Genomic DNA, 13,978 nt, shown 5'->3' on the forward strand with positions numbered 1-13,978 from the left:
CCGCGCGCTCCGCCGGTGAACTCCGCCGGTGGACTCCGGCCTTCGCGGTTCGGTGACCCGCCCCGCGTCGCCCGCGCCGGGCCGCCCGCCGGTGGCCCGCTCCTGCGGCCGCCGGGTCGCGCGCTGATAGGTTCTGCTAGTTCAGGAAGTTCAGTGGGCGGCCGGTGGTCGTTCGGGGGTCCGAGGGCATAGATCTGGGATGCGCCTCACCGTGCCGCCGTTCGGCCGGAGCCGTCAGGGAGTGGGAGGAAGAACAGTCATGAGTGTCACGCTCGCCAAGGGCGGGAACGTCTCGCTGACCAAGGCCGCGCCGAACCTGACGCAGGTGCAGATCGGACTCGGCTGGGACGCGCGCTCGACCACGGGTGCGCCGTTCGACCTCGACGCCAGTGCGCTGCTCTGCCAGTCCGGGCGGGTGCTCGGCGACGAGTACTTCGTGTTCTACAACAACCTGAAGAGCCCCGAGGGCTCGGTGGAGCACCAGGGGGACAACCTCACCGGCGACGGTGACGGTGACGACGAGGTCGTCGTGGTCAACCTGGAGCTGGTGCCGGCCCACGTGGACAAGGTGGTCTTCGCGGTGTCGATCTACGACGCCGAGGCCAGGATGGAGAACTTCGGCCAGGTCCGCAACGCGTACATCCGCGTGGTGAACGTGGTGGACGGGCAGGAGATCGCCCGCTACGACCTGACCGAGGACGCGTCCAACGAGACCGCCATGATCTTCGGTGAGCTGTACCGCTACCAGGGGGAGTGGAAGTTCCGCGCGGTGGGCCAGGGCTACGCCTCGGGCCTGCGCGGCATTGCTCTGGATTTCGGCGTAAACGTACAGTAAAGGCCCTCTCATCACTCGATATGAGCAACAAGGGGCACCACGGGGGTGGCCTGACCGGGATCCGGTCCCGGTCAGGGCGTCTCAGGACGACGCCGCGCCCGTGGCAAGCGCCCTGACACCCGAAAGGTAACCAAATCCCGTGTTCCTCCGCACATTCGGCTGGTCGCTCGCGATCACTGTCATCGGTCTGATCGCCGCCGGCCTGTTCTGGGGCGCAGAGGGCTTCGGCATCGTGCTGATCCTCTCCATCCTGGAGATCTCCCTGTCGTTCGACAACGCGGTGGTCAACGCCACGGTGCTGAAGCGGATGAACCCGTACTGGCAGAAGATCTTCCTCACCGTCGGCGTGCTGATCGCCGTCTTCGGCATGCGCCTGATCTTCCCGCTGCTGGTGGTCGGCCTCACCGCGCACCTCAACCCGGCGACGGTGATCGATCTCGCGCTCCACTCGGACCAGACCTACAACGGGTCGACGTACGCCCAGTACCTGGAGGCGGCGAACCCGGCCATCGCCGCGTTCGGCGGTATCTTCCTGCTGATGATCTTCCTCGACTTCATCTTCGAGGAGAAGGACTTCAACTGGCTGAGCTGGATCGAGAAGCCGCTGGAGAAGGTCGGCAAGCTGGAGGCGTTCTCCTCGGTCATCGCCCTGGTGACGCTGGCCCTGGCCGCCAACTTCTTCGCCGGTGACGGCGCCGAGACGGTGCTGCTCGCGGGCATCATGGGCCTGGTCACCTACCTGGCGGTCAACGGCCTGTCGAGCGTCTTCGAGGCCGGCCTGGAGGAGGACGAGGAGGCCGAGGAGGCCGCCGAGAAGTCCGGCAGGACCATCGTGCAGGTGGGCGGCAAGGCCGCGTTCTTCCTCTTCATGTACCTGGAGGTCCTGGACGCCTCGTTCTCCTTCGACGGCGTGGTCGGCGCCTTCGCCATCACCCAGGACATCTTCATGATCACCCTGGGCCTGGGCATCGGCGCGATGTACATCCGCTCGCTGACGGTCTTCCTGGTCCGCAAGGGCACCCTGGACGACTACGTCTACCTGGAGCACGGCGCGCACTACGCGATCGGCGCCCTGGCGGTCATCCTGCTGGTCGGCATCGAGTACCACATCCCGGAGATCGTCACCGGCCTGATCGGCGTCGCCTTCATCGGCCTGGCCCTCGGCTCCTCGATCCTGCGCAACCGCCGGGCGGCGGAGGCCGGCGGCGGGGAAGAGCCCGAACTGGTCGGCAGCAACTCCCACTAGCGAGCGACCGTACGGGCTCCGGCGTCCTCCCGGAGCCGGCGCCCGTACCGCCGCCACGACGACGAATGGCCGCCCCCCGACGGGGGCGGCCATTCGTCGTCGTGGCGTGCGCCGGTCGTCAGCCGAGCTGCTGCTCGATGGCGCGCAGCTTGCGCTCCAGCGAGTCCAGCTTGGGCATCGACAGGGTGTCGTCGTCCGCGGTCAGGTCCACCGAGGACGAGTACGACGAGGAGTACGAGGAGGACGAGTAGGAGGACTCGACCGCCGCGCGCGGGCGGCGGCCCGCCGAGATCGCGTTCCGGGTGGCCGGCTCCAGGGCCGGGGTGCCGCTCGGGGCCAGGGCGTCGGAGTCAGCGGCTAGCGCAGGCTCCGTAGCGGTCTGGCCGTCCCCGGCAGCGGTCAGGGCGGGCACCTGGCGGCCACCGCGGGCCCGGCCGAGCATCCCGCCCTGGCGGGAGATGGCCTTCATCTCGGCGCGCTCGCGACGGTCCGCGCTGCGGGCGCGGGCCTTGGCGTCGATCTTGTTCTGACGCTCCTCGCGGACCTCCTCGACGGCCTCGTCCAGGCTGCGGACGTTCTCCAGGAGCATCAGCGACCAAGCCGCGTACGTCTCGCGGGGGGCGCGCATCCAGCGGACGATCCGGATCTGGGGCAGCGGGCGCGGCACCAGGCCCTGCTCGCGCAGGGCGGCCTTGCGGGTCTGCTTCAGCGCCCGGTCGAACAGGATCGCGGCGGAGATCGACATGCCGGAGAAGAACTCGGGGGCGCCGTCGTGGCTCAGGCCGCGCGGGGCGTGCACCCAGTTGAACCAGGCCGACGCGACGGCGAAGACCCAGACCAGCAGGCGGGAGCCGAGCGCCGCGTCACCGTGGCTGGCCTCGCGGACGGCGAGCACCGAGCAGAACATGGCGGCGCCGTCCAGGCCGAACGGGACGAGGTACTCCCAGCCGCCGGACAGCCCGAGGTTCTCCGTGCCGAAACCGACCAGGCCGTGGAAGGACAGGGCCGCGGCGACGCCGGCGCAGCAGAAGAGCAGGACGTAGGAGGCGATCCCGTAGACCATCTCCTTGCGACGACGGCGCTCCTCGGTGCGCTCCCAGGAGTCCCCGTTGTCCTCGGTCTTGTTGTTCCTGAAGCGGAGCGTCGCCACCAGGACGGCGGTGAACACCAGTGCTGCGCCGGCGACGACGGCCCACACCAGTTGTATGGAGGAGAGGTTCATTGCGGGTCGGGCCTCGGCTTTCCGCAGGAATGGTCTGTGTGCGGCACAGGAGTTCAGGTACCGCGGAGGGCGGTGGGCCTGACGGTGCGTCTTCGACAGCCGCGGGCGCACCAACGGCACCCCGGTGATGCAGGCGGGACACCTGTGCGGCTAGACGATATCGCGTCCGAAGGGGCTGCATCGTACGGGAGCCGTGTTCACCCCGCCATCCGGCGCGCGGGGGGCCGTTTGACGGTGCCTCGGCCGTCGACTTGGGTAGGGGTGTCGATACGCACGGTGGCCTGTCGGACGGGGATGCCGGATCATGGGCCGTCAGATCGACTGGCGGACCTGGGGGAGGACTGGATGGCCTCGGTTTGGGAGTACCTGAGGGGCGAGCGCAACACCCTCGACCTCGGTGGGGAGAACAAGGTGACCCTCACCAAGGCGAAGCCGCAACACGCCCTGACCGGCGCCGCGGCCACCACCGGCAACCTGTACGTCAACCTGCACTGGACGACCCGCCCGGCCACGCAGGGCCCCTCGGCGGGCGAGACCCTGCGCCGCTGGTTCAGCCCGCGGATCCTCAGTCCGATGGAGCCCGACTCGTACCAGCGGCCGGACGTCAACGTCGACCTCGACCTGGCCTGCATGTACGAGCTCAGCGACGGCAAGCGGGGGGTGGTGCAGCCGCTGGGCAAGCTCTTCGGGGACCTCCAGCAGCCGCCCTACGTCAAGCTCAGCGGCGACGACGTGTACGGAGCGCCCTCCGGCGAGACGATGTACATCAACCTGGAGAAGAAGGACCAGTTCAAACGGCTGCTCATCTTCGTGTACATCTACGACGGCACCCCGGCCTTCGGGCAGACCGACGCGGTGGTCACGATCGTGCCGCAGACCGGCCCGCGGATCGAGATCAAGCTGGAGGAGCGGGCGCCCGCCGCGCGCTCCTGCGCGGTGGTGCTGATCGAGAACACCGGCGACGGGCAGCTCACGGTACGGCGCGAGGTCCGGTACGTGAACGGCTTCCAGTCGGACATCGACCGGCTGTACGGCTTCGGGATGCAGTGGCAGCGCGGCTACAAGACGCCCTCGGGGGCGGCCGAGTGACCGGGCCTGCCGGGGCCGCCGGACCGGGTCCGGCCCCGGCAGGCCCGGCGGACCGTCAGCGCGGCTGGAACTGCGGGCCCTGCGGCGGCAGGGCGAAGCCCTCCTGCGGCGCGGGCGGCTGGGCCGGGGCGACCGGCGGGCCCTGCGGGGGCGCCGCCGGGGTCTGCGGGTAGCCGTAGCCCGACTGCGGGGCCGCCGCGGGCTGCTCGGCACCCGGGTGCGGATAGCCGTAGCCGGGCTCCGGCCGGGGGGACCCCCAGCCGGGCTGCTGGTACGGCTGCTGCGGCTGCTGCGGGCCCTGGGGGTACGCCTCCGGCCTGGGTGCGCCCCAGCCCGGCTGCTGGGGCGGCTGCGGCTGCTGGTAGCCGCCCCCGGCCTCCGGCCGGGCGGCCCCCCAGGCGGGCTGCGGGTGCTGCTGCGGCGCCGGCGGGGCGGTCGGCGGCGCGGTGGGCGGCGGGGGAACGGCGAGCGGGGTGGCGGGCGCGAGGGTGTACGTACCCGGCTCGGAGCGGGGCTCCGAGCGCGGGTCGGGGCGCGGGGTGTTCCGCGGGTCCCGGGCCGCCGCGCCGGCCGGCTGGGGCGGGACGGACGGCTGCCCGCCGGCGGGCGGCGGGGCGTCCGCGGCCGGCTCGTCCTCGACGGTGATGCCGAAGTCGGTGGCCAGCCCGATCAGTCCGGAGGCGTACCCCTGCCCGACCGCGCGGAACTTCCACCCGCCGTCGCGCCGGTAGATCTCGGCCGCCAGCAGCGCGGTGACCTCCTCGGCGTCCGTCACCGCGAACTCGGCCAGCGGCGCCGCGCCGTCGCCCGCCGCGGCGTCGTACAGCAGCACCCGCAGCCGGGGCACCGCGCGGAACGGGCCGCCCTCGGCCGAGCCGGCCAGCACCACCCGGTCGACGTCGGCCGGCAGCTTGGCGAGCTCCACCTCGATGGTGTCGGCGACCTCGGCGTCCTGACCCGTGCGGTGCTTGGGCAGGTGGCGCACCAGCCCGGACGGGTGCCGCGGCTGGTTGTAGAAGACGAAGTCCGCGTCCGAGCGGACCCTGCCGTCGGCGCCGAGCAGCAGCGCCGAGGCGTCCACGTCCGGCGATCCGGGTACGGCGTTCCAGCGCAGCACGGCGCGGACCGCGGCCACCGGCAGCGCGACGTTGGCGCCCTTTGCCATCACGTGCGTCATAGCGGACCATCCTGCCCGTTCGCCACCCATTCGGACAACGTGGCCGAAGGTGGCCGAAGCGTGGAGGACTTTGCCGACTGCTTGCGCTTTGTGAAGTGGACGGTAACCTTCCGAGAATTCGATGTTTCGACGGAACATTCGGCTGCAACGGTCCGTACGATGGGCGGCCAGGGGTCCGGGGGGTTTGAGCAGCTCAGCAGGGCCGTCGGCCCCTCGTACGCGCAACGGCGCGCGGTACCCGGGCGCCCGCCCGCCCCGCCCACCCGACGGACGACGTCCGAACCGGGAACCACCGCACCGACCGGACCTGTTGTCCACCATGTCGGCCGAGCATCGCAGAGCAGTACCCGCCTCCGGCGCCACCCGCCTCCGGCCATGCACGATCCACCCAGGCCCCGCCCTCCGGCGAGCCCGCACCCCCCTTGAGGAGAGCACCTTGCGCCACTTCGGCCACCTCGCCGACGACGTACGCGATCGCCTCTTCCTCGAACAGCCCGGCGGCTTCGACCGGGACAGCGAGTCCGGTGTGCTGTCCACGGCGCTCGGGGCCACGCTGTACTGCCCCGCCACCCGGGAGACCCTCGGGGCGGACGTGCGCAAGCAGGCGGCGCGGGGCGTCGTCTCGATGGTGCTCTGCCTGGAGGACGCGATATCGGACCGCGAGGTGCCGGCCGCCGAGGCCAATCTGGTGGCCCGGCTCGGCGAATTGCACACGAGTGACACACAGGATCTACCCCTTCTCTTCATCCGGGTCCGCACCGCCGGGCAGATCACCGACCTCACCCGCCGGCTCGGCCCCGCCGTCGGCCTGCTCTCCGGCTTCGTCCTGCCGAAGTTCACCGAGGAGAGCGGCAACGACTTCCTGGAGGCGCTCGCCGCCGCGGAGGAGAGCAGCGGCCACCGGCTGTTCGCCATGCCGGTGCTCGAATCGCCCGAACTCGCCCACCTGGAGACCCGCCGGGAGCAGCTGTTCGGCATCTCCCGGCTGCTCGCCAAGCACCGCGAGCGGATCCTCGCCGTCCGGCTCGGCGTCACCGACCTCTGTTCCGCGTACGGACTGCGCCGCTCACCGGACCTGACCGCCTACGACGTCGCGCTGGTCGCCGCCGTCATCGGCGACGTGGTCAACGTGCTCGGCCGCGCCGACGGCAGCGGCTTCACCGTCACCGGCCCGGTCTGGGAGTACTTCCCCGTCCAGGAGCGGATGTTCAAGCCCCAGCTGCGCCGCACCCCCTTCACCGCCACCGACCCTCCGGGGGAGGCCGTCCGCCAGCGGATCATCGAGCACGACCTGGACGGGCTGATCCGCGAGATCGAGCTCGACCGCGCCAACGGACTGCTCGGCAAGACCTGCATCCACCCCAGCCACGTACCCGCCGTGCACGCCCTCTCGGTGGTGACCCACGAGGAGTTCTCCGACGCCCGCGACATCCTGGACCAGGAGCGCGGCGGCGGCGGAGTGCTGCGCTCGGCCTACACGAACAAGATGAACGAGGCGAAGCCGCACCGCGCCTGGGCGGAGCGCGTCCTGCTGCGGGCCGAGGTGTTCGGCGTGGCCAGGGAGGACGTCAGCTTCGCGGAGCTGCTGGCCGCCTGCCTCTGACCGCCCGGTGGACGCGACCGCGCCGCCGCCCGGGCCCCCGTACGCTGGCCCTTCGGCCTCGGAGGGCCGTCGTGGGCCCGGGAGGGGGCACGGCGCCCGTAGCCCCGGCCCTCGATCCCGACCCGCAACCCGCCGCCCCACCAGCCCACCCGTCCGGTAGGCCGACCCGTCCGGTACGACCCGTACCCGAGCACGGACCCGCACGCAGGCACAGCAGCACGAAAGCAGGAGCAGTGACAGCACAGGAAGCCCCCGCGGGCCCCGCCACCACCGTCGCCGGAGCGGCGCCGTGGACGGGCCGCTGGGTCACCGACCGGCTCGGCATCGGCCTGACCGGATCGGAGCGGCTGCCCGAGTTCGTCGGACTCGCCCTGCGCGAGAACAAGAAGCGTGCCCACCTGCTGGTGTCCAACGTGCTCGGCAAGCACGTCCCGCAACGCCCCGGCGTGGTCCACGGCGCCGGCCTCGACCTCGGACGCCGGGTCCGCGAACTGCTCGGTGAGGAGGCCGCAGGCCGCGCCGTCGTGCTCGGCTACGCCGAGACCGCGACGGGCCTCGGCCACAGCGTCGCCGACGCCCTGGGCGCGCCCTGCCTGCACTCCACCCGGCGGCCGGTCGAGGGCGTCGCACCGGTCGGCGGGTTCGAGGAGGAGCACTCGCACGCCACCTCGCACCTGCTGCTCCCCGCCGACCCCGGGCTGCTGGCCGGCGACGGACCGCTCGTCCTGGTGGACGACGAGTTCTCCACCGGCAACACCGTCCTCAACACCATCCGCGCCCTGCACGCCGGCCACCCGCGCGCCCACTACGTGGTCGTCTCGCTGGTCGACCTGCGCGGCGAGGCCGACCGCGCGCGGCTCGCCGACGCGGCCGCCGAACTCGGCGCCCGTCTCGACCTCGTCGCCGCCGTCAGCGGCGGCGTCGAGCTGCCCGCGGACGTGATGCCCCGCGCCCAGGCGCTGATCGACGCCGCCGCGCCCCCGGCGCCGCTGCCCGACGGCCCGCCCGCCCCCGTCACCCGGGTCGAACTGGACTGGCCCGCCGGCCTGCCCGACGGCGGGCGGCACGGCTTCACCCCCGACCACCGCGCCGCCCTGGACGCCGCCCTGCCCGCGCTCACCCGGCAGCTGCTCGGCGGCCTGGTCGCCGGACCCGCCACCAGCACCCCCGGCCTGGCCGCCGCCCCGCGCGTGCTCGTCCTCGGCTTCGAGGAGCTGATGTACGCCCCGCTGCGGCTGGCCGGCGGCCTGGCCACCGTCCTCGGCGAGGAGAGCGTCCGCTTCTCGACCACCACCCGCTCCCCGGTGCTGGCGGTGGACGACCCCGGCTACGCCATCCGCACCCGGCTGGCCTTCCCCGCCCACGACGACCCGGCCGACGGGGGCTCCGGCGAGCGCTACGCCTACAACGTGGCCCCCGGCAACGACCCGGCCCGCCGCTTCGAGGCGATCCTGCTGGTGGTCGACGACCACGGCGACACCCCCGCGCTGCACGAGGGCGAGCGGGCCCTGCTCGCCCAGCTCCGCCAGGTCACCGACCACGTCGTCCTCGCCGTACTGCCCTCGTACCGGCCCGGATCCGCCACCGCGCCCGCTCCCTCCCAGCCCCCGGCCGCACCATGAGCCGGGACCCAGGCACGCACGCGTCCGACCACCAGCCGCGCACCAGACCGAAGGCGAACATGACCACGCTGCCCCCCAGCACCGCGACCACAGCGCGCCCGCTGTACGGCCCGGAGTTCTCCTCCTACGCCGCCGCCGATGTCAGCTGGCTGCTCACCGACCTCTCCGACGTCCCGCTGGAGGCTCCCACCGAGGAGCGGGAGGAGGCCGTGCAGAGCGGCGGCGCCCACTACGCCGAGTCCCTGCCGGTCGAGTACCAGCCCAGCCCCGAGTACCAGGAGCTGTTCCACCAGGCCCTGCGCACCTCCGCCCGCCGGATCGCGCTGGCCGTCGGCACCGTCGCCGAGACCCTGCTGCGCGAGCGCGGCCGGGGCCTGGTGCTCGCCTCCCTCGCCCGGGCCGGCACCCCGGTCGGCATCCTGATCCGCCGCTGGCTGGCCTTCGCGCACGACATCGACACCCCGCACTACGCGGTCTCGATCGTCCGCGGCCGGGGCATCGACCCGGTCGCGCTCCGCTACCTCGCCGCCCACCACGACGCCGCCGACGTGGTCTTCGTCGACGGCTGGACGGGCAAGGGCGCGATCACCCGCGAACTCGCCGACGCCCTGGTGGGCACCGGCTTCAACCCCGAGCTCGCCGTCCTCGCCGACCCGGGCGGCTGCGTGCGCACCTACGGCACCCGGGACGACTTCCTGATCCCGTCCGCCTGCCTCAACTCCACCGTCTCCGGACTGATCTCACGCACCGTCCTGCGCGACGACCTGATCGGCCCGGACGACTTCCACGGCGCCAAGCACTACGCGGACCTGGCCGGCGCGGACGTCTCCAACTCCTTCCTGGAGACCGTCGCCGACCACTTCGAGGCCGTCCGCGAGGAGGCCCTCGCCGCCGCCGCGAAGCTGGCCGAGGAGGACCGCACCCCCTCCTGGGAGGGCTGGGCCGCGGTCGAGCGGATCAGTGCCGAGTACGGCATCGACAACGTCAACCTGGTCAAGCCCGGCGTCGGCGAGACCACCCGGGTGATGCTCCGCCGGGTGCCCTGGCGGGTGCTGGCCCGGCGCGGCGCCGGCGCCGACCTCGACCACGTGCGGCTGCTGGCGGCCCAGCGCGGCGTGCCCGTCGAGGAGGTCGACGACCTGCCGTACTCCTGCGTGGGCCTGATCCACCCCCGGTACAGTCGAGGCGCCGTCGGCGAAGCCGGCACCGCCGTCCTCACGAAGGAGGCCTGACGCCTGATGAGCACCCCCGAACGGCAGACGAGCAGCACCGACCGGCAGCCGGCCGGCGCCGACCGCCGGTTCCTGGTGGCGAGCGACCTCGACCGGACGCTGATCTACTCCAACCGCGCCCTCGCGCTGGACGTCCCCGACCGGCTGGCGCCGCGCCTGCTCTCGGTCGAGGTGCACGACGGCAAGGCGCTCTCGTTCATGACCGAGCAGGCGGCCGAACTGCTGGTCGAGCTCGTCGGCGCCGCCCTCTTCGTGCCCGCCACCACCCGCACCCGCACCCAGTACGAGCGGGTCAACCTGCCCGGCCCCACGCCCGGCTGGGTGCCGGAGTACGCGATCTGCACCAACGGCGGCCAGATCCTGGTGGGCGGCGTGCCCGACGAGGACTGGCAGGCCGAGGTCCGCACCAGGCTGGAGGCCGCGTCCGCGCCGCTGCGCGAGGTCGTCGAGCACCTGGCCCTGTCGGCCGACCCCGAGTGGACGCACAAGCGCCGGGTCGCCGAGGACCTCTTCGCCTACCTCGTCGTCGAGCGCGCCGAGCTGCCGGCCGGTTGGCTGGACGAGCTCACCGGCTGGTGCGGCGAGCGCGGTTGGACCGTCTCCCTCCAGGGGCGCAAGGTCTACGCCGTGCCCGCCCCGCTCAGCAAGAGCGCGGCGCTCGCCGAGGTGGAACGCCGGGTCGGCGGCGCGACCGTCCTGTCGGCCGGCGACTCGCTGCTCGACGCCGAGCTGCTGCTCGCGGCGGACGCGGGCTGGCGCCCCGGCCACGGCGAACTCGCCGACTCCGACTGGACGGCGCCCGGCGTCACCGCGCTCACCCAGATCGGCGTCGCGGCGGGCGAGGAGATCGTCCGTCAGATGCTGGAGCGCGTCCGGGCCGGCGCGCAGGCGACGGCCCGGCCGGCGCCCGTCCGGTAGGGCCGCCGGGGTCGCACGGGCACGCCCGACGAACGCACCGCGGCCCCGGGCCCGCCCTCGGGCTCGGGGACCGCTGCGCGGCGTCCGGGATCAGCCGCAGCAGCCGCCGCCGCAGCAGCCGCCACCGGACGGGGCCTGCTGCGGTGCCGCGGAGGCGCCGCCGCCCACGCCCGTGACGGCGACGGTGGAGAGCAGCTTGACGGTGTCGGGGTGTCCCTGCGGGCACACGGCCGGGTCGTTGGCCTGGGCCATCGCGCGGCGGAGCTCGAAGGTGGCGCCGCAGGAGCGGCAGCGGAAGTCATAACGAGGCATACCCGCAGGGTACCCAGCGGATCAGCCGGTGGGTACGTCCTGCTTGCGCTTCTGCCGGACGTACACCTGCTTGCGCACGCGTGCGACGACCGAGCCGTCCGCCGCGACGACCTCGGTGTCGAACCAGATCAGGGCCTTCTTGCCGTCCCGGGTCAGCTCGCGGATCTCGGCGAGCCGGTCGTCGGTCAGCGTGAACTCGGCGAAGATGTCGCCCCGCCCCGGCGAGACGAAACTGATCTCGGCGGCGGCGTCCCACACCACGTAGTCGCGGCCGAGGTTCTGCATGACCAGCAGCATCCAGAACGGATCGGTCATCGCGAAGATGGATCCGCCGAAGTGCGTGCCGACCCAGTTGCGGTTGAGCCGGCCGAGCCGGAGCCTCACCTTCGCGAAGGTGAAGTCCTCCGAGACCGACAGCACCCGGATGCCCGCGCAGAGGAAGGGCGGCCAGAGGTTGATCCCACGCCGGAAGGTCGCGGCGGTCATGGTGCGCTTACGTGCCATGGGAGGACTCTAGCCGATCAAGTTACTCGTCAGTAATGCGGAGTGGGGCGTGGACTTCCCGCAGTTCTCGGCGATGGCTGCTCGCGGTTCTCAGTGATGGCCGCTCGCCGTTCCCGGTGATGGCTGCTCGCCGTTCCCGGTGATGGCTGCTCGGGGTTCCCGGTGATGGCCGCTCGCGGTTCCCGGTGATGGCCGCTCGCGGTTCTCAGTGATGGCCGCTCGCGCCCAGGTCACCCCGGATCAGCTCCACCACCTCGGCGGCCGTCTCCCGCACCGCCGCCAGTTCACCGAGGAAGTGCCAGTAGTCGGGGTGCCGCCCGGCTGCCTCCAGCTCGGCGACCGCCCGGTCCAGCCGCCCGACGGCCGCGTCCAGCGGGCCCGCGTGCCGGGGATCCGGCGCCTGCCGCCCGGCCATCGCCAGCCGCTGCGCGTCCCGCAGCGCGAAACGCGTCCGCTCGACCTCGCGGTTCGGGTCGTGCTCCACCTCGTTCAGGCGCCGCAGCCGCTCGTTGACGGCCGCCACCGAGTCGTCCGCGGTGGTCAGCAGCGCCCGGACGGTACCGATCGCCCCCGTCGCGTCCGGCCACCGCTGCTCGTCACGGGCCCGCGCGGCCTCCGCGAGGTTCTCCTGCGCGGCCCGCACCGCCTCGGCGACCTGGACGGGCACCCGCTGGAGGTCCTGCCAGCACGCGCTGCTGAACCGGCGGCGCAACTCACTGAGAGCCGGCTCCACCGTGCCCGACTTCGTCTCCAGCGCCTGGATCCTGGTCCGCAGACTCGCCACCCGGCGGTCGATCTCCTGCGCCCGCTCCGGCAACTGCCCGGCCTTCTCCGCGATCGCCTCCGCCCGCCGGGCCACGTCCTCGGCCCGCTTCAGCGTCGGAGCGACCCCGTGCCGCGAGGCGCCCTCGTTCAGGCGGGTCAGCTCCGGAGCCAGTTCGGCCAACTGCGCCGCGAGATCGTCCGCCTTCAAGCCCGCGCCCCGGACGGCCTCCAGGGAGGTGGTCGCGGCGAGCAGCGAACGCTTCGCCTTCTCGACGGCCGGCGTCACCCGCATCAGCTGCGACTCGGCATGCTGGAGCAGCGGCTGCAGGCGCTGCAGGAACCCGTCCAACTCCGCCTGCGCGGACCCCAACTGCCCCTTGACGTCCTCCAGTCGCCGCCGGGCCTGGGTGGCCGCCGCCGACTCAAGTTCCTCCGCGTCCAGGTCGAACGCGTCGAGCGCGGCCAGATAGTTCACGCTGACCTGGTCGACCCGCCCCGTCACCTGCTGGAAGTCGGCGAGGGCCTGGCGAGCCGCGGCGCCGTCCTCGGCCGCCCGCACCGTCTCCACCGCCAGCTGCACGTCCCGCTGGGCCGAGTCCAGCTCGTAGAACGCCTGCTGCGCGGCATCGCGGGCCGCCCGGGCCTCGGCCCGCAACGCGTCGTTGCGCCGCCACCAGCCACCCCGGCCACCCCCCGCCGAACCGAACGCCGACGCCCCGGCCGCCCCCAACATCCCGGCCACCACCAGCGGCAGCACCAGCGCCTCGACCGCCGCGCCCCCGAGCCGCCCCCGCCCGCTCCCGCCGGCCACCCTCACACCGCGCTCCCTGCCTTGCCGTCCCGTCCCGCCCGGCCGCCCGAAGGCCCGCCCGACAGCTGATCCACCCCCATTCTTCCCGATCACCCCCACCGACCGGCACCCCTCCCGCCCCGGCCACGCCCCCGCTCCCACCCGGCCCACCCCACCTCCCGTCGCCCTCGACCCCGCCCGCCGTCCCACTCCTCGGCCACATGGCCCGGAGGACCGGCCGGACCAGGTAGTCTTGCCTTTCGTCGTGCCCCCACCGGCCGCGACGGGGGGCGCGTAGCTCAGTGGTAGAGCGCTGCTCTTACAAAGCAGATGTCGGCGGTTCGAAACCGTCCGCGCCCACCAGCCAAAAGGCCCCGCAGCGATCACGCTACGGGGCATTTGACTGCAGTGGCTGACAGCAACGGGTGATGCCAGCCGCTCCTGCGGTGCCGCTCCGGCAGACGGCCCGGGTGCCCGGGGATCTGCCGCCGGGTGCGTGTCGAGACGTCCGTTCACGCGTTCATGGTCACGGCGATCCGCGAGTGGCCCAAGATCTCCATTGCCACCTGCGGGGGCTTTGCCGGTGGCCGGCGCTCGTTGCACTGTCGGCGGCGGGCTCCGTGATCCCCGACGCACGATGGGCTTCTCGCCCGGGTGCTTCCG

The 13,978-nt window shown here is 73.0% G+C and carries 10 protein-coding genes, 1 tRNA gene and 1 pseudogene; 7 read left to right on the forward strand and 5 right to left on the reverse strand.

Translation table 11 applies throughout. From position 1 onward, the window contains the following. Positions 1-259: 259 nt before the first annotated feature. Both ACFTWP_RS13785 and ACFTWP_RS13790 read left to right on the forward strand, forming a co-directional pair. A complete protein-coding gene (locus ACFTWP_RS13785) occupies positions 260-835 on the forward strand; it encodes a TerD family protein (RefSeq protein ID WP_380264701.1) in 576 nt (191 codons plus the stop codon). Positions 836-974: 139 nt separating this feature from the next. Beyond that, positions 975-2,081 (forward strand): DUF475 domain-containing protein, encoded by a 1,107-nt coding sequence (locus ACFTWP_RS13790; protein ID WP_380264702.1) that lies wholly within the window; start codon positions 975-977, stop codon positions 2,079-2,081. A gap of 118 nt (positions 2,082-2,199) precedes the next feature. On the opposite strand, the gene ACFTWP_RS13795 is transcribed toward ACFTWP_RS13790, so the two are convergent. After that, positions 2,200-3,303: a DUF2637 domain-containing protein gene (locus ACFTWP_RS13795; RefSeq protein WP_380264703.1), complete on the reverse strand. Its 1,104-nt coding sequence runs from the start codon at positions 3,301-3,303 to the stop codon at positions 2,200-2,202. Between the two features lie 345 nt (positions 3,304-3,648). On the opposite strand from ACFTWP_RS13795, the gene ACFTWP_RS13800 reads away from it, so the two are divergent. Further along, positions 3,649-4,392, forward strand: coding sequence for a Tellurium resistance (locus ACFTWP_RS13800; protein ID WP_380264704.1), 744 nt, complete (start codon positions 3,649-3,651; stop codon positions 4,390-4,392). A gap of 55 nt (positions 4,393-4,447) precedes the next feature. Here the strand turns inward: ACFTWP_RS13800 and ACFTWP_RS13805 are convergent, their stop codons facing one another. After that, the gene (locus ACFTWP_RS13805) at positions 4,448-5,569 is read right to left on the reverse strand and encodes a TerD family protein (RefSeq protein ID WP_380264705.1); all 1,122 of its coding nucleotides are present in this window, start codon (positions 5,567-5,569) and stop codon (positions 4,448-4,450) included. A 436-nt stretch (positions 5,570-6,005) separates the two neighbouring features. Between ACFTWP_RS13805 and ACFTWP_RS13810 the strand changes: the two genes are divergently transcribed. The 3 genes and pseudogenes from ACFTWP_RS13810 to ACFTWP_RS13820 all read left to right on the forward strand — a co-directional run bounded on the left by ACFTWP_RS13810 (position 6,006) and on the right by ACFTWP_RS13820 (position 10,944). After that, entirely contained in the window at positions 6,006-7,172 is a 1,167-nt protein-coding gene (locus ACFTWP_RS13810; protein ID WP_380264706.1) for an HpcH/HpaI aldolase/citrate lyase family protein, read from the forward strand. Between the two features lie 233 nt (positions 7,173-7,405). Further along, positions 7,406-10,026: pseudogene (locus ACFTWP_RS13815) on the forward strand (phosphoribosyltransferase). A 6-nt stretch (positions 10,027-10,032) separates the two neighbouring features. Then, positions 10,033-10,944 (forward strand): HAD family hydrolase, encoded by a 912-nt coding sequence (locus tag ACFTWP_RS13820; RefSeq protein WP_380264707.1) that lies wholly within the window; start codon positions 10,033-10,035, stop codon positions 10,942-10,944. Positions 10,945-11,034: 90 nt separating this feature from the next. Here ACFTWP_RS13820 and ACFTWP_RS13825 read toward each other — a convergent pair whose 3' ends face one another. From ACFTWP_RS13825 to ACFTWP_RS13835, 3 genes are all read right to left on the reverse strand, one after another. Next, positions 11,035-11,256, reverse strand: coding sequence for a zinc ribbon domain-containing protein (locus ACFTWP_RS13825; protein WP_380264708.1), 222 nt, complete (start codon positions 11,254-11,256; stop codon positions 11,035-11,037). A gap of 21 nt (positions 11,257-11,277) precedes the next feature. Further along, entirely contained in the window at positions 11,278-11,760 is a 483-nt protein-coding gene (locus ACFTWP_RS13830) for a DUF4442 domain-containing protein (protein ID WP_380264709.1), read from the reverse strand. Positions 11,761-11,965: 205 nt separating this feature from the next. Then, the gene (locus ACFTWP_RS13835; protein WP_380264710.1) at positions 11,966-13,342 is read right to left on the reverse strand and encodes a hypothetical protein; all 1,377 of its coding nucleotides are present in this window, start codon (positions 13,340-13,342) and stop codon (positions 11,966-11,968) included. Between the two features lie 261 nt (positions 13,343-13,603). Between ACFTWP_RS13835 and ACFTWP_RS13840 the strand changes: the two genes are divergently transcribed. After that, positions 13,604-13,678 (forward strand) — tRNA-Val (locus ACFTWP_RS13840). Positions 13,679-13,978 lie beyond the last annotated feature (300 nt).

It is taken from the genome of Kitasatospora sp. NPDC057015, from assembly GCF_042673745.1.
GTDB lineage: Bacteria > Actinomycetota > Actinomycetes > Streptomycetales > Streptomycetaceae > Kitasatospora.